This is a genomic window from Bdellovibrio svalbardensis, assembly GCF_029531655.1.
Classification (GTDB): Bacteria; Bdellovibrionota; Bdellovibrionia; order Bdellovibrionales; family Bdellovibrionaceae; genus Bdellovibrio; species Bdellovibrio svalbardensis.
In genome coordinates, this window is record NZ_JANRMI010000006.1 from 25874 (window position 1) to 45536 (window position 19663).

Here is a 19663-nt window from a genome sequence, read left to right on the forward strand (position 1 = left end):
GCAGCGTTGGGCCTTTGGTCTTGATTTGACTCCCCACGTTGGAGTTAAGCTATCAAAGTCATTCATTAAAATTCGTTAACATCGTGTGAAGGATTAAGCGACTGTGAGCAAAATTACTAAGAGTAGCACAGCGGAATATTTTGCTAAGAACTTACAACAAGTAGGTTTCTCATCTCCTTTGAAGGCCGTTTTGACGACCTTGAAAGAGGCTGTAGATAATTCGCTAGATGCATGTGAATCTGCGGCGATTCTACCTGATCTTCTAATTGAAGTTACTAAGGTTGGAACAGGTTCAACCAAAAATACTGATTTAATTCGCATTGTTGTCGAAGATAATGGTCCTGGTATTGAAGCAGATGATCTTGCCAAAGTTTACGGTGAATATCTGGCTTCTTCCAAGTTCGGCCGCGGGCAATGTTCTCGTGGTCAACAAGGTATCGGTATCTCTGCTGCAACAACTTGGGCGCAAATGACGAACGCGCGCGGTGTGAATGTTACTTCTAAAACTAAGAAAATGCGCAAAGCGATGTCTGCTCAGGTCGATGTCGATATCAAATCAAATACAGGTATTCTGAAAAACAAAGAAACAATCGATTGGGATCGCGAACACGGGACGCGTGTTGAGTTCCTTTTGGATGGTCGTATTCAGCTGAACGGTGACGGCGGTATTTTGACTTATATCGAAGGAACTGTATTGGTGAATCCACACCTGACAGTGACTTATAAGTTGATGGAAAATGATTTCGTCACCGTGAACCGCGTAACGACAGAAGTTCCGGAAGTCCCAGAAGCGACTTTGCCGCATCCTCATACTTTCAAACTAGGTGAGTTCATTACGCACTCGACTTTATTTGGAAAAACGACGCTTTCAAAATTCTTGAAAACGGGTTTTTCTCGTATCAGCGATCAATCCATCAAGGATTTCACCAAGAACGGCCTTCCAAAAAATTTGTTGGAAAGACCTGTTTCATCTTTGAGTGATGAAGACTTCAAAAAAGCATTCATGGCTGTTCAAGCTACAACCTTGATGGCTCCTTCAACGAAATCAGTTTTGACTGTCGGGGAAGAATCACTGGCAAAATCAATTTACCGTCTGGGTGAAGTGGATTTCTTCGCGGTGGTAACTCGTAAGCCAACTATTTGCGACTTCAAACCTGTGGTTGTGGAAGTGGCATTGGCTCGTTTCAAAGACCGCAATCAGCAAGGTGATACACCGGTGCAATTGTTGCGTTTCGCGAATCGCGTTCCGCTTCAATTTGACAAATCTGGTTGTGCGATCACTTGGGCGATTGAGTCTGTAAACTGGAAATCTTACGGTCTTCAACAGCCGAAAGACAGTTTGCCTCTTGGACCTTATATCTTCGCGGTTTCTATTGTGTCTCCGTTCATCAAGTTTAAGAATGCTTCGAAAGAAACTATCGATGCTTCTGAAGAGTTGGTGGCAGAGATTCGTCTGGCTTTGATCCAAGCGGGTCAAAAACTTTCTCGTCACATCAAAAAAGAAGTGAAGGAAGCAGATCTTGAACGAAAATTGGCACATATCGAACAGTTCGGTCCAATCCTTGTAGAAGGTTTGGCGCGTTTGGTGAATGCCAATGAGGCTCGTAAAAACAGAGCGACTGAAGGTTTGAAAAAACTTTTGGGCCGTGATTCTGAAGATGCGATCGCGGATCTTGAAGCGGCTGAATCCAAATTGTTGGAGCAGAAGAAACGCGACAAGAAAAAAGGGATTGAGCATGATGACATTGAGGAAGATGTGATCCGTGCCTCTGACCTGGTTGACGAAGAAGAGTCGGAAGCTCCTCAGGGCACGACGAAAAAAGCGACAACCAAAAAAGCAACAACGACTACTAAGAAAACCACTGGGAAAAAACGCTAATGGCTAGATTACTCAGCATTCGTGAATTGAAAATTGATATCCCTAAAGAGGCGCGCATCTTGGCTGACAAGATGTTGAAGGACCTTGAGAATTCAAAACGCCCAGTTTTGGAAGCTATCAAAACTTCTTTGGACAACTCTTTGTACAACTCCAAGGTCGGTTATCTGACTCCTGGAGATAAAATGGTTCGCACTGAACTGAATGTCTCTTCAGTACAAAAACTGGCTCGTGTGGTTTTTGTATTGGAAATTCTTTTGCGTAACATGGAAATCGGTTCTGTGAATACGAAAAGGGAGTTGTATTATATCTGTAAGGGTCTGATCAAAGGGAACTCTCGTTTGAAACCTTTGGACTTCGAAGACCAACCGGAATCAGATGCGATCATCGATTTTATCGGTGATATGTTGGAAGTTTACCGCGAGGAATTGAACTGTTTTGCCAATGAACGTGGTGGACAAACATATTCTCAGCAATTGATCGTGACTGAAACAATGCCGGATGGTGACAAAGCGACTGTTGATTTGTCGACTTTGGGTACAGCGGCCTTCCAGCCGAAAAACAGACCTCAAGCATTGAAACTGAAAGCAAAAAAGAAAATCGATTTCTGCTTGATCGTGGAATCTGAAGGTACAGCGAATACATTGGTGAGCATGGGTTTCACTAAGCGTAACAACTGTATCTTGATGGGTGCCGGGGGCGTGCCTTCAAACGGTGTGCGCGGTTGGTGTAAGCTGATTCAGCATGAGTTGGACATTCCATTGTATTTCTTCGGAGATCTGGATGCGTACACGATGCAAAATATCTTCCGTACATTGAAAGCGGGATCTGCAGCTTCGTTGGTACGTAATGCTGACTTCTCAGCTCCGGAAGTAAAATTCTTGGGCGTTCTTCCTGAAGACGTGAAACGCTATGATCTTCCTCACTACAAAGTGAAGGAATCTGATCCGGCAGAAGCTCGTGCTTTGAAGAAAGCTAAAGATGCTTTGGAAAACGATCCGTTCTTCTTGGACAGAAAAAACAAAAACTTGGCGGACATCCTTCGCTGGTTGATCAAAGAAAAAGTACGTTGCGAGCAGCAATCATTCTTCTCTGTTGATCCGAACGATCCGATCAAGACTGAAAAACTTATTCTTGAGAAGATCAAACGCGGTTCTTACGTTTAATAAGATTTTGCGAATAGATGAAAACAAAAAAACCTGCCTAATCAGCAGGTTTTTTTGTTTTTAAACCAGTGGCTTTGCCGCAGCATCAATCTTCGCTGGGACCGCGCTCTTCATTGGATTTTTTTAATCGTTTCGAAAGAGTTTTCATCAAAGCTTTAGACCAAGCTGGTTTTGAAAACAAAACCACATCTAAATTTCCGATAGGCATTTCAATAAGCTCACATGGGGTCAGGCAAGAGACCGTGGCAGAACGGGCTTCGCCATTGATGTAGGCCATTTCTCCTACGAATTCTCCGGGTTGGATCAGACCCAGTTCAATTTCTTTTTCGCCGTCATTTTTGTAAGCGCGAAGACTGCCGGTCTTGACTAGATAGACATAATCACCCTTGGCTCCCTCACGAAGCAAAATATCGCCGGTGTTTAAAAAACGAAGGCGGTAAGAAGTGGAAGTCCCTGCGAAAACCCAATCGAGTGCTTTTAAGAAACAATTCTTTACGAGATGTTGATCTTCGAGTGATGTCAAATACTGAACTTGCCCGGTGACAACCTCGTCGACAAAGTGATCAGTCTCAGGAACCGGGGAAAGGAAAATCACTGACAAGCGCTCTTTGCGGCGAAGCAAGGAGCCAGCTAAGTCAAAAGCATTCATTTTAGCTATGCCCGGATCAATGATCAAAACATGGGGGAACACGTTTTCAGCCTTAAACAAGGCTTCGATTCCATCTGCAGCGGTGAAGATCGTGACATTTTGCACGTTGCCCTTAATGGACGAATCCAAAAAGTGGATGAGCTTTTCATTGGCGGAGGCGATTAGAAATATTCTTTTTTGGTCTGGATCTGTCATATAATTTTAACATCTTAGCGGAATCGCAAAATAAGAACCAAAGTATTCAGCGTGAAGGTCTAGCGAACATTTGTTAAATGGCGAAACAGTAATGGTGAGTATCGAAGCCACAGATATGGTTTTCTCGCCTTAGGTCCTATGGCTTCAAGCTTGAACCTTCATCTGCAACATTTTTGCGAGAGGTCCGATCTGCATTTCAGAGTCTTCATTGGCCGCGCTGATCAGCAGATCCACTCTTGGAAAATAGCGCAACGTAATGGGAGCATCCAGGGTTTCGCAGTTCTTTGCTGGGGAGGTGACAGAATGGCGGCGACACATCACCGGGCGATGTTCGTAGATACTGCAGGCGCCCTCTGAATTCAAGAAGACACATTTGCTTTCAAGATTTCTGATCCCTTGTTTCCACTGACCATCTTGAAGAGAACGTTCACTTTGTTTTTGCAAACGACCTCTGTCAATAACATGCCCTTCGGTCACAAGGGTTGCCAAAATCTCGGCCTCATAGCTGGTGATTTCAACTTCCATGTGACAACAAGCAGAGCAGCCCTTTTTGCAGCTGATCTCAATCTCAGCTCCTTGTGCGATTTCCTGCTCGACGAGTTCATGCAGCTTGCGAGCGCGGGCCGGTCCCGGCGGAACCGCAGCAAAATCCTCGCTGGCACGCGTGAGTTCCTCACTGAGAGATTCCAGAAAAGCAGCGAAAGTTTCGGGAGCCAGTTTCTCTTCATATTCATGAATGAACTTTTTTAGAGAGCGAGTGATCTTGGGGTGTTTTTGAAAAAAGGAATCCCGTTGCATTCCGGTACGGTAACATGCTTTGAAGAATTTCGCGAAATTCGGTGAATCAAACCAGACTATTTAGTGGATAGATTCTTTTCAATGCGTTCCAAGCGGGCTTTGATCTCAGACAGTTCCTTCTCTTTGGCCAGATTGGCTTGCTTTAGCTTTTCATTCTCGGTTTCGAGTTTTTGAAGACGATCATCATGACTTAGCAACCAAGCGCGAACTTCGTGAAGTGCATTGATAATAGGTGCCACTAAGTTTTGATAGGCGACTGATTTATAGCCTTGCTTATTTGTCAGAACAGCTTGAGGGAAGACCTTCTCAACATCTTGGGCGATTAAACCAATTTGTTGATTCGGGTCTTTTTGAGGGTCAATCCAGTTGTAAGTCACGCCATCTAATTGCGTGATTGAATCCAGTGCATTGGCAATGGAGCGGACATTTTTCTTATAACGTGCATCTGAAGCCTGTGTCAGTGTTCCTGTGATACTCATATTTCCCGACGTGAACAGAGTCATCAAGCAGACCCCGTTACCAAAGCACATCGCATTGGGCCCGAGGGGAGCGCCAGTGGAAGAAGAATACCAATACCAGGTTTGTCCTCCTGCTGCTGCATTCTGATTTACAATAGTCGTATAGCCGCTGGCATTGTTGGAGTTTACATGGAGAGTTCCACTGAATGCTGAAGTACCTATCCCGACGCTGCCACCGTTAGGGTTCAAACTGAGACCATAGATGTTTGCCTGATTGCTGGAGTTAGTGGCCTGCATCCATTGGGTCCCATTGCTCAACATACCATGATCCAGGGTGGCTCCTCCCGAGTTTCCAAGTCTCGCAACCAAGCCGGTACTTGGAGTGGTTCCAGATGTTGCAGGGCCAGCGCCAGTGATGGTAGGGTTCAAATGTAAGGCGGCTTGAGGCGAGATAGTACCGATACCGACATTGCCGGCGTCAGTAATTGCCATGGCTGAACCTACTGCGCCGCCAACTCCGGTATGATCACGCCAAATATTCAGAAATCTTCCATTGACGGCTGTCTCTTGGAGAACCATCCAGCGATTTGTTTGCCCCGCGCCCATATTTAAACCGCTTTGATTGGCATCAGCACCGTAGGTGTTGATAATCGAATCTGTTGTGCTTGTGACATGCAGTTTTTGAGTTGGATTTGTCGTTCCGATTCCGACGTTTCCCGCGCTGTTGGTAATTGCCCCATCTAAGCCAAAATAATTGGGACTCAGAACCGTTATATTTCCCGTTTGCATCGCTTCTGAAATGACGCCGATAGAGTAAGTAGAACCGTGATTGTGATAGATTTGAACGTTGGTTCCACTAATTTGCAGGAGTGGATGATTCGAGGTGTTTCCATTAGAACTCACCAACTTGCTTGCCCAAGTTCCTGGAGCGGTTTGATAAACAATATAAGAAGAACCTGTCGAGGTTGCCGTATTCTGTGTTGCTAGTTTGAACCTATAAGCATACCCATCAACCAGTGTCGTACTACCAGTGGGAAGATTGATTGTAACATTGGTAGCCGTCGGTACGCTGTATGAGATAGGTCTTGAAAGGCTGCCAGCATTGGCAATGACACCATTAACATCCAGAGCGGTAGTCGGAGTGGTGGCAATCCCAACATTTCCCCCGAAATAATTGTTTTTACTGTTTGCTTGAAAATAACTCCAAGTATTGGTTGTCGTGGCTCCTGTGGCGCCCGACGCAAGATAGACATCATATGAGTTTGTGATGGTGCCTTTCTCGAAGTCGGGATTTATGTACAAACCAACAGCATTGGTGGTGGTCGGTGTTGCGGTTGCGTCGGATCCGTAGTGACCGTATTGGATGGATAGACCTCGAAGGTTAACCAAGGTTCCATTGTCCCCCGTCGTGCCGACGTTTCTTAAGTTTTGAATGAGTGCGCCTTCTGATGTGCCAGTGTCTGTTTTGCCGCTGTCGATTTTATAATTGAGCAAAGAATACAGACCTCGTGAATAGAAACTTCCATCAGCGGTGTTGGCAGATTTTGTAAGGAATTTTATTCCAGTCAGATCGCGTGTTGCAGGCGCACTGGAATTATTTGTGTTCGTACTTGAAATATCTAAAATATTTGTGGGAGTCGCTGTTCCAATTCCCACATTCCCGCCGGCCTGAACAGTCATGCGAGTTAAATTATTCGTTTTAATGTTCAAATCAAAATTATCATTGTTGCCGATATTCGAAGCGCCGCCAAAGCTGTTGCCGCCATTTACAAATCCTGAATAGATCGCGCCGACATTGTAGCAACCATAATTGCCTGATCCATCAAAGCTCAATATCTGATTCAAAGCACAGGTCACGGCTTGTTGAACAGTTCCTGTGCCATTGGTGCCAATCAAACGATTTGCGGCAAGGGCAGAGGCGCCGGTACCGCCATTGGCAATCGGTAAAATTCCTGTAACGGCTGCGGCTTGACTGATATCAATCGCTCCAAAGGACGGGGCACCACCACCGGATGGAACTCTTAGAGGTTGATAGGCGGCTCCTGCTGAAGTTGCCGTAGGTGATCCACCAGCACCGCCACCCAGCAAAACTCCATTTGCAGTCAAGGCCGCTGAAGAGGCCATGGTCGTCGCTGAATTAAAATAGGGAATGCCGCCGCTGGTTCCTGCAGTTAAACCAGTACCACCTTTGGCAACAGTGACTGTGTTCAATGAAGGATTTGGATAAGTGCCAGAAAGGTCACCGCCGGCAGCTCCTGTTGGAGGTGCCCCCGTAGTCGCAATCGTCACGCTGTTTGCCGCGTGAGTTACACTCACTCCTGAACCGGCTGTGATGGTTTTAAATTCCGCAGCGGTTCCGGCATTGTTCATTCCCAAAATCTGATTCGAAGTCCCGGCTGCGCTTAAACCTGTTCCTCCCTTGGTCAGAGGAATGGTTGGGAGAATGGATGTTGCAACAGTTCCGCTTGCTAAATTTGAAGCGTTTAAATTGATCAAGGCCGAGCCGTCAATTGCAGGAAGCTTTGCCGCTCCATCCAATTTTACGATTTGATTTGCACCAGTTCCAGAATTCAAAGTTAAGACGGGTGTAGAGGTCGATGTTGCAACACCGATATCTGCATTCGCGGAGGTCACGCTTGTCACTGTGCCGCCTGCTCCTGAGGCATTGCCAACGACAGTCCATGCAGATCCCGAATCGGAATAGATTTTTTGAGTGTCAGTTGCGATGTAAATACGTCCTGCAGTACCAAAGCTTGGTTTCGCAGCTTCAAGACCTGTTTGAATACTTGGAGTTCCGCCAGCATTGGCAATCAATGCATCCGTAATTCCATAGCCACTTAGCGTGGTGGGCTTGCCAGAGGTGATTTGCGACCAAGGCAAACCAGGAATATCTCCAACAACCAAGGAGTTTGAACCCGACGTGACACGACCTTTGAAATCTGTTGTGACTTTATAGTAAGTACCAGCAGTTCCCGTGGAAGCGAGAGTCAAAACAGTCGAGCCTGCCGAGGATGTGACATCGCCTGTAAACGCCGGCATTTGTGCTGCGGGAACAGTTCCAGAGATATCACTCGTCGTTAATGAATGGCCTACGAAAGCAGAGCCATTAAACTGAAGAACCTGTCCGTTTGTAGGTGCCGTGGAAAAATCAACTGTGACACCTTTGATTTTGTTAACACTGACGGCACCGATAGAACCGCTAACGTCACCAGCCACACCAAGGTTGATCGCCTGGCAGGCGAAGGCTCCAGAGACCGAATTCCAATACATGGTTTGACTGGTGCTGCAGCTGGCAGAGCTGACATAGGAATTGAACGCTGTTTGCGTCAGATAGGTGCCAAGCTGTGTATTAAGGCCTGTGATATCAGCCATAGCAATGGCACTGCCACTCCAGTTGGTGCCGTTGTATTTAAAAAAGTGGCCACTTGTTGGCGGTGCAGAACTCACGTCGACAGATTGAATTTTTGCGACGACAGGGTTGGGATAATTGCCGGAAAGATCACCCCCAGCAGCAGCGCCGGACTGTAAGGCATTCACCAGGCGAGTGTCGTTCCCTGCGGCGACTGTGTTCGCTGTGGTTCCCACATTCAAAGTCAAAACAGGTGCTGAAGTTCCATTGGCAATGGTGACATAAGAATTTGCAGAGGTGACATTGGTCACTGTTCCGCCGCTGGCTCCTGCAACCGCAGAACAGGACAGAGTTGCTCCATCCCAACTTAAGAAAGTTCCTGCCGTACATGTGGGAATTCCAGTCTTCAAAACAAAATCAGATGCCGTATTCGTTCCCAGCTTCTGTGCGGAAAGTGAATACCCGGCAAAAGGCACGGTGCGAATCACAGAATCAGGGCTGATGGATTTCCAACCAACACCGTCATGAAACTGCACACGCAGTTTGCGAATGTCATTTGCAGAGGCCAAATAAGGGGAACCGCCGTAACAAGCAAATGTTCCGCTATTGTTAAAAGCATCGAGAATCGAAAATGTGCCAGACGTTGGATAGGTCACGGTGCCATTCCCGATGGTGACATCAAAAACACCGCCAGAGTTCACCATGTTGTAGCCATTGACCTGCTCTTGATAAATCACGCAAGCGCCGGAAGGATCTGTTACTTGAAAGATGAAGGAAACGTTATTGTATTCAAGGGGTGTGTTGTCTGCTTTTAGTATGCGACCTTGATATGTTAAAGACGACGGCGCGGCAATGGCCGAAGACATAAATAAACCAATCAGGTACGTACAGGTAAGTTTCAAGCCGCTAAGCATACTGTAACTATCGGCTTTCTTGATGGACTCCTTTATAAAAAGACGAGGGAAACTGTTTTTGGAACATGTCGAAACAGCAGTCTGTCTCTCTTTGATTCTAATATCTGAGTTCATTATATATTATGAACCTTGGTAAGCGGCACTGGACGAGTATGTCTTTCTTTATGATGTATTGTCCTCCGGGAGGTCCTCGAGTTTTATAAAAACAAGGGGGTTGCATGCGTAATATTCTGATCCTGATTTTTGCGGGGCTCTTGAGTTGCCAAAGTTCTGAGAAAAAAATCCTGACCAATGGCAAGGCGGAGCCTGGAACCAATACCTCGTTGGCGCGAGCGGGCTTGTCTGAAAAAGAGGTTATAGATTCGTATATATATCTGATGGCTCGCTACTTCGTGATTCGTCAAGAACGGTTGGATACTGCAGAGAAAAACCTTGGCTATAACAAAATCAAATACACACCGTTGGGAAAAACAGATTCTTCTAATCCCAACCTGGACGTGGCTTATTTGGAAGCATGGGTGGCTGTTGATGATAAAACCTGCCAAGTTTTGGAAGTGCCCAAAATCACCAATCGTTATTATACCGTGCAAGTGATGGATGAGTGGGCGGGGGTTATCACCAATATAAACGAACGAAATTATCCGCAACATCCCAATGGAGCTTTTGCGTTTTGCTTGAAGAACGGGCCCGAAACTCCGAAAGGGTCTTTGCGCGTTGATTTGCCGTCGTATAAGGCAAAAATCTTAGCGCGCATTGAACGCAAAGGTAGCGACGGCGAAGCGGTGCGTTTGCTAAAAGCGTTTAAGCTGGTGCGTAACGACGAAACTGAAATCGAGCCTCCACAAAAAATACCGATGTTTACGAATGAGGATCTCATTCGCGGAGAGGCGTTCGAGTATCCTATGGTCGAGACGGTACTGCGAAGCGCACCCGATGGTATGAAACTCAAAGATGACTTGCAAAACCGAGTTCGTGCGGTCGCAAAGTATGCAGCGCAAAGTGATGCGAATAAAAAGCAGATCGAGGATCTTATTCAGGAAAAGGCCTTGCCGCAGTTGAATCGGTACCTCGGCAGCATGGGAGAGCGCAAAAACAGTTGGATAACGACAGCTCCGTACAGGGATGGATTTGGTGAAGATTATTGGTTTCGAACGGCGACGACCTATGTAGGCATTTGGTGGAATCAATCGAAAGAGGTCGTGGTCTTCATTAGCAAGAAGGACATGAATGACCGAGAGTTACTTGGTGATAATACGTATTTGATGCATTTTGAAAAAGACCAACTCCCGGCCAAAGAAGTGAACGCCTTTTGGTCGTTGACTGTAAATCCTGTGACTCGTTCCAATATTAGCAATTTGTCGAAATTGACTTACGGACGGGATGGCTCCTTAACCTTGGCCATAGGCGCTAAGCCTCGAAGCAATATCCCTTTGACGAACTGGATCCCGGCCGCACCAGGCAAAACTTTTTCGATGATACTGCGAATGTATTCACCCAAAGATTCGGTACTTTCTAGCCAGTGGACAGCGCCGCCAGTGATTCAAATTGAAGGTTTGGATCTTCAGAAAACAAGTCAGAGATAGACGGTGGCTGCAGCCATTGACCTGCAGCCAGGGCGCTACTCCGGCGAAGCCGGAGTGTAGACAAGCTAGTGACGAGCTGACGGCGGAACCTCGCCAGGGCTGTAGATGATGCCTTGGAAGTTCTTGCACAGATAAACGTTGAATGTTCTGGCGTGAACCCCATGGCGATATGTTTTCAGTTCCTCTTTCGAGCAGGATGCAAAGGTCGCATATTTCAGCGGATCATGGTCGTACTTTTCAGTGGTCACCACAATGGCATCTTGGCCTTCGAGATTCTTCATTTCTTCCACCGGTTGCATCACGGTGTAATTGCTCATGGTGGAATTCAGCATATAAATCTTTTGCTTCGTTCCCCAAGTTGTTTGCGCTGTGGTTTCATAACGAAGAGCTGAAAGGAAGGGTTTGTGACCGGTCTCTGCGTGGATCTCGCGTTGACGGCGATTGACGAAATCGCCCAATTCTTCCCAGCCGGAAAACTCATTGCTAAAGTCATAAGTTGTTTTCCATTCCGCGTTCGGTGCAAAGAAATGGAAGGCTTTCGGAACCCAAGGATAAACAAAGGGCGCATAAGACAAGAACGCCAGTGGAATGAAAAATCCTAAAATGCCCCGGGTGTAGACCTTGCTACGTGCTTTGACAATGCGGCGGTTGCCCCATTGCAATCCTTGCGACCAGATATAACCCGCGCCCATTAACAATAAAGTACAAGCAGCACCGCTCCAGTGTGGCTTGTAATCCGCGAATAGAGGCTGCGGATAGAACATCGCCAAGGAAGGAAGGGTGAGGCAAAGAAGAAAGCGCCAGCGCGCTTCTGTGCGTTTTATGATGGAAGTAATGAAGGTCAAGACCAACATCGCATACAAGAACGGCGTGTAGAACAACAACTGCGCGCCGAAGAATCCAAACCAGCGACCGATATTGATTCCACCGCCATCAGCATGGCGATCATGGAATTGATATCGGAAACCCGGCCAGTCATGCATGACATTCCAGGTAAAAATAGGAGTGCACATCACGGTCGCAATAAGGAATCCCACCCAGGGCCATGGGGTTAACAAATCCTTGCGACGAGATGGCGTTGCCAAAAGATAAAGCCCAAATCCAGGTGCAATCAAAGCAATGATGAATTTGGAATTCAATCCCAAGCCCATCAACACACCCAACCACAACCAAGTCTTCTTGGTGCTCCATCGTGCAGAGTCCTCACGCACGCCTTGCCAGAAAACGTAAGCCGCAGCGACGAAGCATAAAATAAAAGGAGGTTCCGGTGAGGCTACATAGCCGCCAAAGCCCCAGAACGGTGACCAGAAGATCACAAAGCCGACAAAGATCGCAGCCCACTCATCAAAAAGATCTTTGGTGAGTTTGTAAAGCAGCACAATGGTTCCGGTCATGCACAGAAAGCTGGGCAAGCGCACGCCTAAATAAGTATCACCAAGAATTTTTGTCGAGATGGCTTCCAGCCATGCGATCATCGCCGGATGATCGAAATAAGAAAGTTGCAGGCTCTTCGCCCAAGACCAGTGGTATGCCTCGTCATCGATCAAGCCAATGCTCACACTGAAAAAGAGACGGAAGACCAGCGTAAAAACAAATATAATAGCGACTTTTTGAGATAGAGATCTCTGTTTCCAGTACTCAGCCAACACGGATGTAAACTCCCTCGAGAAAATAAGCCGTTGCATGTCAAAAGTTAGTGGTAAACCGTTGAGTTCCGACTGGCAATCAATCCGCGGGATGACGGTGCGTGTAATTTGGGGTTGACCTGGCCCTTCACTCGGACACAACATTGGACGTTCGCGGGGAGCATGAACGACCCCGATTTTAGATGGGAACGGAAGTGGAAATGGAACAATTTAGAGTTGAACATGATCTTTTGGGCGAAATGAAAGTTCCGGCAGCAGCTTATTATGGAATTCATACTCTGCGAGCGGTGCAGAACTTTCAGATTTCCGGGAATACGATCGGTGAAGACACTCTGTTTGTTCGGGGACTTGCCTTGGTGAAAAAAGCCTGTGCTTTGGCCAATGGTGAGCTGGGGACGATTCCCAAAGATGTGGCAAAATCCATTGTCGAAGCGTGTGATGAAATTTTAAAAAATCCCAAAGCATGGGCCGCACAGTTTCCGTCTGACGTTTTCCAAGGAGGCGCAGGAACCTCTGTGAACATGAATGCCAATGAGGTGATTGCCAACATCGCTTTGGAAAAACGTGGTTTGACCAAAGGGGATTACAAAGTCATTCATCCCAATGATCATGTGAACAAATGCCAATCAACGAATGACGCTTATCCTACGGCTTTTCGTGTGGCCTTGTATGAGCACTTGAATGAAGTGGTAAAGGCCACGGAAGTTTTGAGTGCGGCGTTTGAGAAAAAAGGTCAGGAATTTAATAAAGTTTTAAAAATGGGCCGAACTCAATTGCAAGATGCCGTGCCGATGTCTTTAGGGCAGGAGTTCAATGCATTTGCGACATTGTTGAAAGAGGACGGACGTCTGCTTAAGACAGTGCAAAAATTGATTCTTGAAGTGAATCTGGGGGCGACGGCGATTGGCACCGGGGTGAATGCACCGGAAGGTTATGCCGCCTTGGCAGTCAAAAAATTGGCTGAAGTGACCGGGTATGATTTTGTTATTTCCGAAGATTTGATTGAGGCGACCAGTGACTGTGGTGCTTATATTATTATTTCCGGAGCCCTCAAGCGCACCGCTGTGAAACTTTCTAAAATTTGCAACGATTTGCGTTTGTTGAGTTCCGGCCCTCGCGCAGGATTGAAAGAGATCAACCTTCCAGAGTTGCAGGCAGGATCTTCAATCATGCCTGCAAAAGTAAATCCGGTGATTCCTGAAGTCGTGAACCAAGTTTCATTCAAGGTGATCGGGAATGATTTGGCAGTGACTTTGGCGGCAGAAGCGGGGCAGTTGCAACTGAATGTGATGGAGCCTGTTATTGCCTCCAGCCTTTTTGAATCAGTGAAGCTTCTCACGCATGCTTGTTATACTCTCAAAGACAAATGCGTCGATGGCATCACTGCAAATGTCGATCGTTGCAGAGAATATGTTATGAATTCTATTGGCATCGTGACTTATCTGGATCCTATTATTGGTCACGCTGAAGGTGATTTGATTGGCAAGATCTGCGCGCAGACAGGAAGAAATGTTGCCGAAGTCGCTCTTGAAAGAGGCGTCGTCACTCAGGCCCAGTTGGATGAGATTTTCTCTGTCGAGAATCTGCTCAATCCAAAATATCTGGGAAAGCGTCACTCTTAACGGGGCGAAGAAGTTGCGGCAATTCCGATGACCTCAACCGTGCTCGGTGGTTTTAAGTTGCGGAACCATTTGCGATAGATGGCCGCATACTGACCATTTTTTTTCAAAGTCTCCAGCGACTTCTTCCAGGTGCGAACGACTTCGGGACTGGTTCCAGGTGAAAAGCCCAGATAGAGATCGTAGTTCTCGACGTCCGAAACAACTTTGAAGTCGGCCGAATCCATTTTGAGTTTTCGCAGGATATCGTGGATGGTAAGACTGTCATCACAAATTAAATCCACCCGGCCTGAGGCAAGAAGGCGGACTGCAGTCTCGGTGTCTTTGACGTCGATAATATTCTTATACTTCATTCCTTTGGCCGCCGTTTCAAAAGCGGTGCCTCTGGTTGCGGCGACGACGGCTTTCTCTTTCATTGCCTGATCATGTTCAAATTTATTTTTTGGATTGGCCAATGAAAAAATGGAGATGTTGCCGCGGGCGACTGGGCCTAACATCGTGAACAGCTTTTCCCTTTCAGGAGTGCGAATCACCGTGAAGAGCAGAGTGTTGGGAACATCCAGAAGAAACTTGTAACCTCGAGCCCAAGGGACGACTTCGATCGGAGCTTCTTTTGCAGCAACAGCTCGAACGCCAGTGGCATTGGCGTTGTTAGCGTCTTTGGCGCTGGTCGATTGCTGACCAATGTTGCGCTGAATGGTTTGCACCAGCTCTACGGCCATGCCTTGGGCCTTGCCGTTTTCCTCGTAAGAAACGGGAGGCCAATTTTCAGTGAGGATTCTCAATGCTGAAGTTGTCGATGATGCCGACTGTGTTGCCCAAGTGCAGGGAGTGAAGGCAAGTGCTACAAATAAAAGAAACTGCCGTCGTAAGTTCATGTATTAATCGTAACACAAGTTTGCTTTCAGTCAGATTAATTATCAGACATGGGGACATTACAAACGGTCAGAATGTTCACAATTCAGGTTCGCAATTTTCTCAGATTAAGAGGGCCGTCCTAGCCCCCTTTAATTAGTTTTTATATGAAAGGTATTGCTCGTAAAGAACAACTCCTGACCAGGGTAGATATGAGGCAGTGACCTTGGCAAGGTAGTCTTTAAAGTTGTACTCAATCGACACGGAATTCATTGCAGTTGCAAATGTTTTGACATCATTTGCTCCGATCATTTTTGTCGGAACGCCTAAAGAGCTTCGCAAGCCTTGTGAGATGTCGTTGATGAGTTCAACGCCCTGAAGAGCCGAAAGTTTTCTATGCAGCAGATTGACGGATATAAGCTTGCCCTGCGAATTAAATCCAAGATCCATTTCATCAATGACAGTCGTTGAGTTTAAGGTCGAGTTCAGGCCTAAAACCTTGCTGGGAATTTTATGACATCGCAAGAAGGCATAACCTTTGACTCCGTGAACGCAGCTAAGGCCTTTTGATTGAAGCCAATTTGCCGCCTCACGAATTGTCGTGCTATCCAAGTTGAGTCCTATGGCAGGGCGATGAGGGGCATTGATGTCGCCTTTAAGATGAGTGATGGCTTGAGTGCGAAAGCGTTCCATTTGTGAGGAAGAAAGATTATCAACTCGACTTTTGTAGCCCAATTCCAGAGCAAGTTCGCGAATCACGGGAATATGTTGGCCGATCTCAGTATTTAAAATACCAAAAAAACCAAAGAGCAGCACAAGCCCTGAAAGAGTTAGTAAAATTCCGCGGGTCATTTTTTCTTTGAGGAGTGTTTTCATTTCATCTCTCCACTACATCATTGCGAAGGCCTGCAAGGGCACGGGCAATCGTGTCGACATCTTGAGCTTCCACGCCGTTTTGCTTTAGAACATCGGCCAGAATAACTATGAAGCGGTCGAAGGCTTCCACCGAGATATTTAATCCCGTTTGAAGCATCTGCATTTCAGAGCAGGCGTAACCCTCCTCGGGAGCGGAGCGAAAATGGGATGTGCTTGGATAAGAGTAAGGGCCGCCCAATAAAGCGCTGAATTGTTGGTCCAAACAGCTCAGAAGCTTGTCGGGGGTATGGCTTAGCGGACCGAGACCTAACAAATAGGGTGCCATGATTGGGTCGACAGTCAGAGCTGCACTGGTATCATCGACGATGCGCTTGACAGTGGGATAGCCGCCGTACTTCTCGTAAAGAGTCTGGCTTTGCGAAATAGGGGAAAGCGGCAGAGATTGAAGCTCTATGGTTTCAGGAAAAGAATGAAAAGGATTTTCCGTCAGCGCAAAAGTGAAAGCGGAGATGGCCAGGGCGGCGCCTACCAAGAAGGCTGAAAAAAAGAGTCTTCTAAGCAGCATAAAATCCTCCTTGATTCGCATGCCTTAAAGTTACTCGCGGCGAAATCAGAAGAGGATATGTCTTTTCTTGTTATTGGTGAAACACAGGACGGGACAGGAAATTAGTTTCTTTTCTTACGAGACTGATGACGATGCTCTTCGTGCCAAGCTTTCCTCTCGGCAAGAGATTGGTCTTTTGTCATCTCGACCTTTGGAAGATTCTGGACAGTAGCTCGCAAAGTCGCATGCAGAGGCAAAAGCGCGACTCCAGACAACAAAAGTTCTTTGTAAGAGTTCGTGAAATCAGAGGTGTTTTTAGCGTGATCAATAAGAAGTCTGTCGATCTCTGCACGAGCCGTTGCCGCATGTTGTTCGGTAATGAAATCCAACTCAGTCATGATGTCGACATCGGCCATCAAAGAAGTCAGCTCACGCAGCCAAGCATATCTTTCAGCATTCATCAAAGTTTGAAACCATTCGGTCGGAGCCGATTGATATCCATTTTCGCGGTCAAACTCTTCTTTCAAGGAATTGAGAACTTCCTTTTGAAGATTCCAAAGAGCATGGCGAACTTGAAGGGCATGTGATTTGTGATCTGCTTTTGTCATGAGCCTATTTTATCCCAAATTAATATTCGAAAACAGCTTAAAATTGCTATTTAGCTCTCTCATATTGGAGCGGCCAGGCGATATCCACGCCCAATTTTTTTGCCGCGTGTAAAGGCCAGTAAGGGTCGCGTAGAAGTTCTCGGGCCAAAAAGATGAGGTCAGCCTTTCCAGACTTAAGAATTTCTTCTGCGGAAAGAGGGTCGGTAATTAAACCCACCGCACCGGTCGGAATTCCGGCAGATTGTTTAATGGCCTCAGCAAAAGGCACTTGATAGTGAGGGCCGACAGCAATTTTTTGGTGGGGAACATTGCCACCGGAGGAACAATCCACCAGATCAACTCCGCGTTTTTTGAGTTCTTTGGCGAACTCAATGCTTTGCGGAAGATCCCAGCCTCCCTCCGCCCAATCGGTTGCGGAAATGCGAACAAGCAGAGGCAACTCCATCGGGAGGATTTTACGAACTTCCTCGACGAGTTTTAAAGGCAGGCGCATGCGATTTTCCAAGGACCCTCCGTATTCATCCTGACGATGATTGGAAAGGGGCGACAAGAATTCATGCATCAAATATCCGTGGGCCATATGCAGTTCGATCACTTGAAAACCGGCGTTGAGTGCCCGTTGAGTGGAGGCGCAGAAGTCTTCGATCAGTTGCAGAATATCGTCGCTGTTCATTTCTTTGGGTAGGAGGCTTTGCTCGGAATAGGGGATCGCACTGGGAGCTTGAACCTGCCAGCCTCCTTCTTGAGCAGAAAGTGCGCGGCTGCCTTTCCACGAGACCGAATGAGAGGCCTTTCTTCCGGCATGAGCCAGTTGGATCCCCGCAACTGAGCCTTGTTCTTTCATGAAAGATACGATGGGTTTGAAGGCTTCCATCTGTTGATCGTTCCAAAGTCCGAGGCAGCCAGGGCTGATGCGCCCTTCAGGGGAAACTCCCGTTGCTTCAACCACGATCAGGCCCGCACCACCGACGGCACGGCTGCCCAAATGAACCATATGCCAGGAGTTCGGCACGCCATTTTCTGCTGAATACATGCACATGGGTGAAACGGCGATGCGATTTTTAAAGGTGATGTCGCGAAGTTTGAGAGGAGAGAAGAGCTGGGCGTTCATGAGGACCTCTTTGTTTTTTCTATTTATAATCCACTTGGCTAACAGGCTAAAGGTAAAGCTTGGCCGCGTTGCCGAAAAATTTTAGGACCTTGCTAGGTGCCAAGCTTGTGCTACCATGTCGGTTCTTAACAAATTTGAATATCAAAATTTGTATCTCAATTTTTATCTCACTGGAGGAGAAAAAATGAAATTTTCTAAGAATGTTCTATCTTTGATGGCAGTTGCAGCCTTGGTAGCAACTTTGACTATGCCTTTCGCAGCTGAAGCGAAATCTAAAAAGCATGGTAAAAAGGCTTCTCACTCTCAAGGCCATAAAAAGTCTAAAAAGAAAGCTAAAAAATCAGCAGATTCAACACCTGTAGCGGCAGCATCAGAAGCGCCAATTGCGCCATCTGTACCAGCTTCAGCTCCTAGCGAAGCAGCTCACTAGTCATATCTCTGAATTTTATTCGAAAGCCCCAAAGTTACTTTTACTTTGGGGCTTTTTTTATCTAGATACTAGTTATCCCATGAAAAACCCTTGGATCCGGCTTGGCCGCTTTATTTTTACCGCCTTCTTTGTCTTCTTTTTAGGCAGTGTCGGATCCGTTCTGTTTTATCGTTTTGCCCCGGTGATGGTGACTCCCTTAATGGTCCTTCGCTCCGTGCAGTCCTTGTGGGGGCCCGAACTGGTGGGGATTCATAAAGACTGGGTGCCTTTGGCTGAGATTGCACCCTCAATGCAAAAGGCTGTTTTGAAGGCCGAAGATGCACGTTTCTTTGAGCACAATGGTTTTGACTATGAAGCCATTGAAAAAGCCATGAAGTACAACAAGACCCATAAAAAAATAAAAGGGGCGAGTACGATTTCGCAGCAAACGGCGAAGAATGTTTTCCTGTGGCCGAATCGAGATTGGATCCGCAAGGGGATGGAAGCCTATTTTACCGTCCTGATTGAGTTCATCTGGCCTAAAGAGCGCATCATGGAGGTCTATCTCAACGTCATCGAAATGGGCCCCGGCGTTTACGGAGTCGAAGCGGCATCGCAGAGATACTTTAAGAGAAGTGCTAAAAACATCACTGCGGCTCAAGCCTCATTAATTGCCGCAGTTCTGCCGAACCCACGTAAATTCAGAATTGATCGTCCTTCAAGTTACGTCGTAAAGCGCCAATACCGTATTCTCTACCGGGTCAGTCCACCGCTGCCGGCAATGGCAACCAAAGACGACAAGGCTTCTTTGCTGGATTTCTTCGACCTTAAATTCGACAACGACGACGAAGAGTAAAGGTACGGACACACTTTTGGTGTCGCAGATGCGTTAAAGAAAGAGTAAAAATGCGGACTTACTTAGTTGGGGACACTTAAGATATGCAGATGGGCTAAATAAAAAAGGCTTCAATCCGTTGGGATGAAGCCTTTTTTAGTTTTAGAGAACT

Annotated in this window: 15 protein-coding genes; 6 read left to right on the forward strand and 9 right to left on the reverse strand. The window is 46.7% G+C overall.

Annotated features, from left to right (window positions below):
- Positions 1-103 precede the first annotated feature (103 nt).
- Both NWE73_RS17055 and NWE73_RS17060 read left to right on the forward strand, forming a co-directional pair.
- On the forward strand, positions 104-1879 hold the full coding sequence (locus tag NWE73_RS17055; RefSeq protein WP_277579570.1) for a DNA topoisomerase VI subunit B: 1776 nt from the start codon (positions 104-106) through the stop codon (positions 1877-1879).
- Positions 1879-3042, forward strand: a complete 1164-nt coding sequence (locus tag NWE73_RS17060) for a DNA topoisomerase VI (RefSeq protein WP_277579571.1) — start codon at positions 1879-1881, stop codon at positions 3040-3042. The genes NWE73_RS17055 and NWE73_RS17060 overlap by 1 nt, the downstream gene beginning before the upstream one ends.
- Before the next feature lie 85 nt (positions 3043-3127).
- Here the strand turns inward: NWE73_RS17060 and NWE73_RS17065 are convergent, their stop codons facing one another.
- From NWE73_RS17065 to NWE73_RS17075, 3 genes are all read right to left on the reverse strand, one after another.
- Positions 3128-3886 (reverse strand): cyclic nucleotide-binding domain-containing protein, encoded by a 759-nt coding sequence (locus NWE73_RS17065; RefSeq protein ID WP_277579572.1) that lies wholly within the window; start codon positions 3884-3886, stop codon positions 3128-3130.
- A 144-nt stretch (positions 3887-4030) separates the two neighbouring features.
- Positions 4031-4684 carry a YkgJ family cysteine cluster protein gene (locus NWE73_RS17070; protein WP_277579573.1) on the reverse strand — a complete coding sequence of 218 codons (654 nt, stop codon included), beginning with the start codon at positions 4682-4684 and terminating at the stop codon, positions 4031-4033.
- Positions 4685-4740: 56 nt separating this feature from the next.
- Positions 4741-9405: a tail fiber domain-containing protein gene (locus NWE73_RS17075; protein ID WP_277579574.1), complete on the reverse strand. Its 4665-nt coding sequence runs from the start codon at positions 9403-9405 to the stop codon at positions 4741-4743.
- Between the two features lie 218 nt (positions 9406-9623).
- On the opposite strand from NWE73_RS17075, the gene NWE73_RS17080 reads away from it, so the two are divergent.
- Complete coding sequence (locus NWE73_RS17080; RefSeq protein WP_277579575.1) at positions 9624-10988, forward strand: DUF1214 domain-containing protein; 1365 nt, start codon at positions 9624-9626, stop codon at positions 10986-10988.
- Between the two features lie 65 nt (positions 10989-11053).
- On the opposite strand, the gene NWE73_RS17085 is transcribed toward NWE73_RS17080, so the two are convergent.
- Positions 11054-12673: an ArnT family glycosyltransferase gene (locus NWE73_RS17085; RefSeq protein WP_277579576.1), complete on the reverse strand. Its 1620-nt coding sequence runs from the start codon at positions 12671-12673 to the stop codon at positions 11054-11056.
- 161 nt (positions 12674-12834) lie between these two features.
- Here NWE73_RS17085 and aspA point away from each other — a divergent pair, with 161 nt between their 5' ends.
- Positions 12835-14256: an aspartate ammonia-lyase gene (gene aspA / locus NWE73_RS17090; protein WP_277579577.1), complete on the forward strand. Its 1422-nt coding sequence runs from the start codon at positions 12835-12837 to the stop codon at positions 14254-14256.
- Here the strand turns inward: aspA and NWE73_RS17095 are convergent.
- The 5 genes from NWE73_RS17095 to NWE73_RS17115 form a co-directional block, all read right to left on the reverse strand.
- Positions 14253-15131: a substrate-binding periplasmic protein gene (locus NWE73_RS17095; protein ID WP_277579578.1), complete on the reverse strand. Its 879-nt coding sequence runs from the start codon at positions 15129-15131 to the stop codon at positions 14253-14255. The two genes, aspA and NWE73_RS17095, sit on opposite strands and share 4 nt — an antisense overlap.
- A gap of 133 nt (positions 15132-15264) precedes the next feature.
- The gene (locus tag NWE73_RS17100; RefSeq protein WP_277579579.1) at positions 15265-15984 is read right to left on the reverse strand and encodes a hypothetical protein; all 720 of its coding nucleotides are present in this window, start codon (positions 15982-15984) and stop codon (positions 15265-15267) included.
- A 1-nt stretch (position 15985) separates the two neighbouring features.
- Positions 15986-16570: a globin family protein gene (locus tag NWE73_RS17105; RefSeq protein WP_277579580.1), complete on the reverse strand. Its 585-nt coding sequence runs from the start codon at positions 16568-16570 to the stop codon at positions 15986-15988.
- A gap of 80 nt (positions 16571-16650) precedes the next feature.
- Positions 16651-17136: a hypothetical protein gene (locus NWE73_RS17110; RefSeq protein ID WP_277579581.1), complete on the reverse strand. Its 486-nt coding sequence runs from the start codon at positions 17134-17136 to the stop codon at positions 16651-16653.
- Positions 17137-17182: 46 nt separating this feature from the next.
- A complete protein-coding gene (locus NWE73_RS17115; protein WP_277579582.1) occupies positions 17183-18247 on the reverse strand; it encodes an NADH:flavin oxidoreductase/NADH oxidase in 1065 nt (354 codons plus the stop codon).
- A gap of 184 nt (positions 18248-18431) precedes the next feature.
- Between NWE73_RS17115 and NWE73_RS17120 the strand changes: the two genes are divergently transcribed.
- The gene (locus NWE73_RS17120; protein WP_277579583.1) at positions 18432-18677 is read left to right on the forward strand and encodes a hypothetical protein; all 246 of its coding nucleotides are present in this window, start codon (positions 18432-18434) and stop codon (positions 18675-18677) included.
- Positions 18678-18756: 79 nt separating this feature from the next.
- Complete coding sequence (gene mtgA / locus NWE73_RS17125; protein WP_277579584.1) at positions 18757-19512, forward strand: monofunctional biosynthetic peptidoglycan transglycosylase; 756 nt, start codon at positions 18757-18759, stop codon at positions 19510-19512.
- Positions 19513-19663 lie beyond the last annotated feature (151 nt).

What these genes read in the sequence shown, in the direction of transcription:
- NWE73_RS17065 (WP_277579572.1), bottom strand. Translation starts at nt 3,886, where the DNA reads ATGACAGATCCAGACCAAAAAAGAATATTTCTAATCGCCTCCGCCAAT.
- NWE73_RS17115 (WP_277579582.1), bottom strand. Translation starts at nt 18,247, where the DNA reads ATGAACGCCCAGCTCTTCTCTCCTCTCAAACTTCGCGACATCACCTTT.
- NWE73_RS17075 (WP_277579574.1), bottom strand. Translation starts at nt 9,405, where the DNA reads ATGCTTAGCGGCTTGAAACTTACCTGTACGTACCTGATTGGTTTATTT.
- NWE73_RS17120 (WP_277579583.1), top strand. Translation starts at nt 18,432, where the DNA reads ATGAAATTTTCTAAGAATGTTCTATCTTTGATGGCAGTTGCAGCCTTG.
- NWE73_RS17105 (WP_277579580.1), bottom strand. Translation starts at nt 16,570, where the DNA reads ATGCGAATCAAGGAGGATTTTATGCTGCTTAGAAGACTCTTTTTTTCA.
- aspA (WP_277579577.1), top strand. Translation starts at nt 12,835, where the DNA reads ATGGAACAATTTAGAGTTGAACATGATCTTTTGGGCGAAATGAAAGTT.
- NWE73_RS17095 (WP_277579578.1), bottom strand. Translation starts at nt 15,131, where the DNA reads ATGAACTTACGACGGCAGTTTCTTTTATTTGTAGCACTTGCCTTCACT.
- NWE73_RS17100 (WP_277579579.1), bottom strand. Translation starts at nt 15,984, where the DNA reads ATGAAAACACTCCTCAAAGAAAAAATGACCCGCGGAATTTTACTAACT.
- NWE73_RS17070 (WP_277579573.1), bottom strand. Translation starts at nt 4,684, where the DNA reads ATGCAACGGGATTCCTTTTTTCAAAAACACCCCAAGATCACTCGCTCT.
- NWE73_RS17080 (WP_277579575.1), top strand. Translation starts at nt 9,624, where the DNA reads ATGCGTAATATTCTGATCCTGATTTTTGCGGGGCTCTTGAGTTGCCAA.
- NWE73_RS17110 (WP_277579581.1), bottom strand. Translation starts at nt 17,136, where the DNA reads ATGACAAAAGCAGATCACAAATCACATGCCCTTCAAGTTCGCCATGCT.
- NWE73_RS17060 (WP_277579571.1), top strand. Translation starts at nt 1,879, where the DNA reads ATGGCTAGATTACTCAGCATTCGTGAATTGAAAATTGATATCCCTAAA.
- mtgA (WP_277579584.1), top strand. Translation starts at nt 18,757, where the DNA reads ATGAAAAACCCTTGGATCCGGCTTGGCCGCTTTATTTTTACCGCCTTC.
- NWE73_RS17085 (WP_277579576.1), bottom strand. Translation starts at nt 12,673, where the DNA reads ATGCAACGGCTTATTTTCTCGAGGGAGTTTACATCCGTGTTGGCTGAG.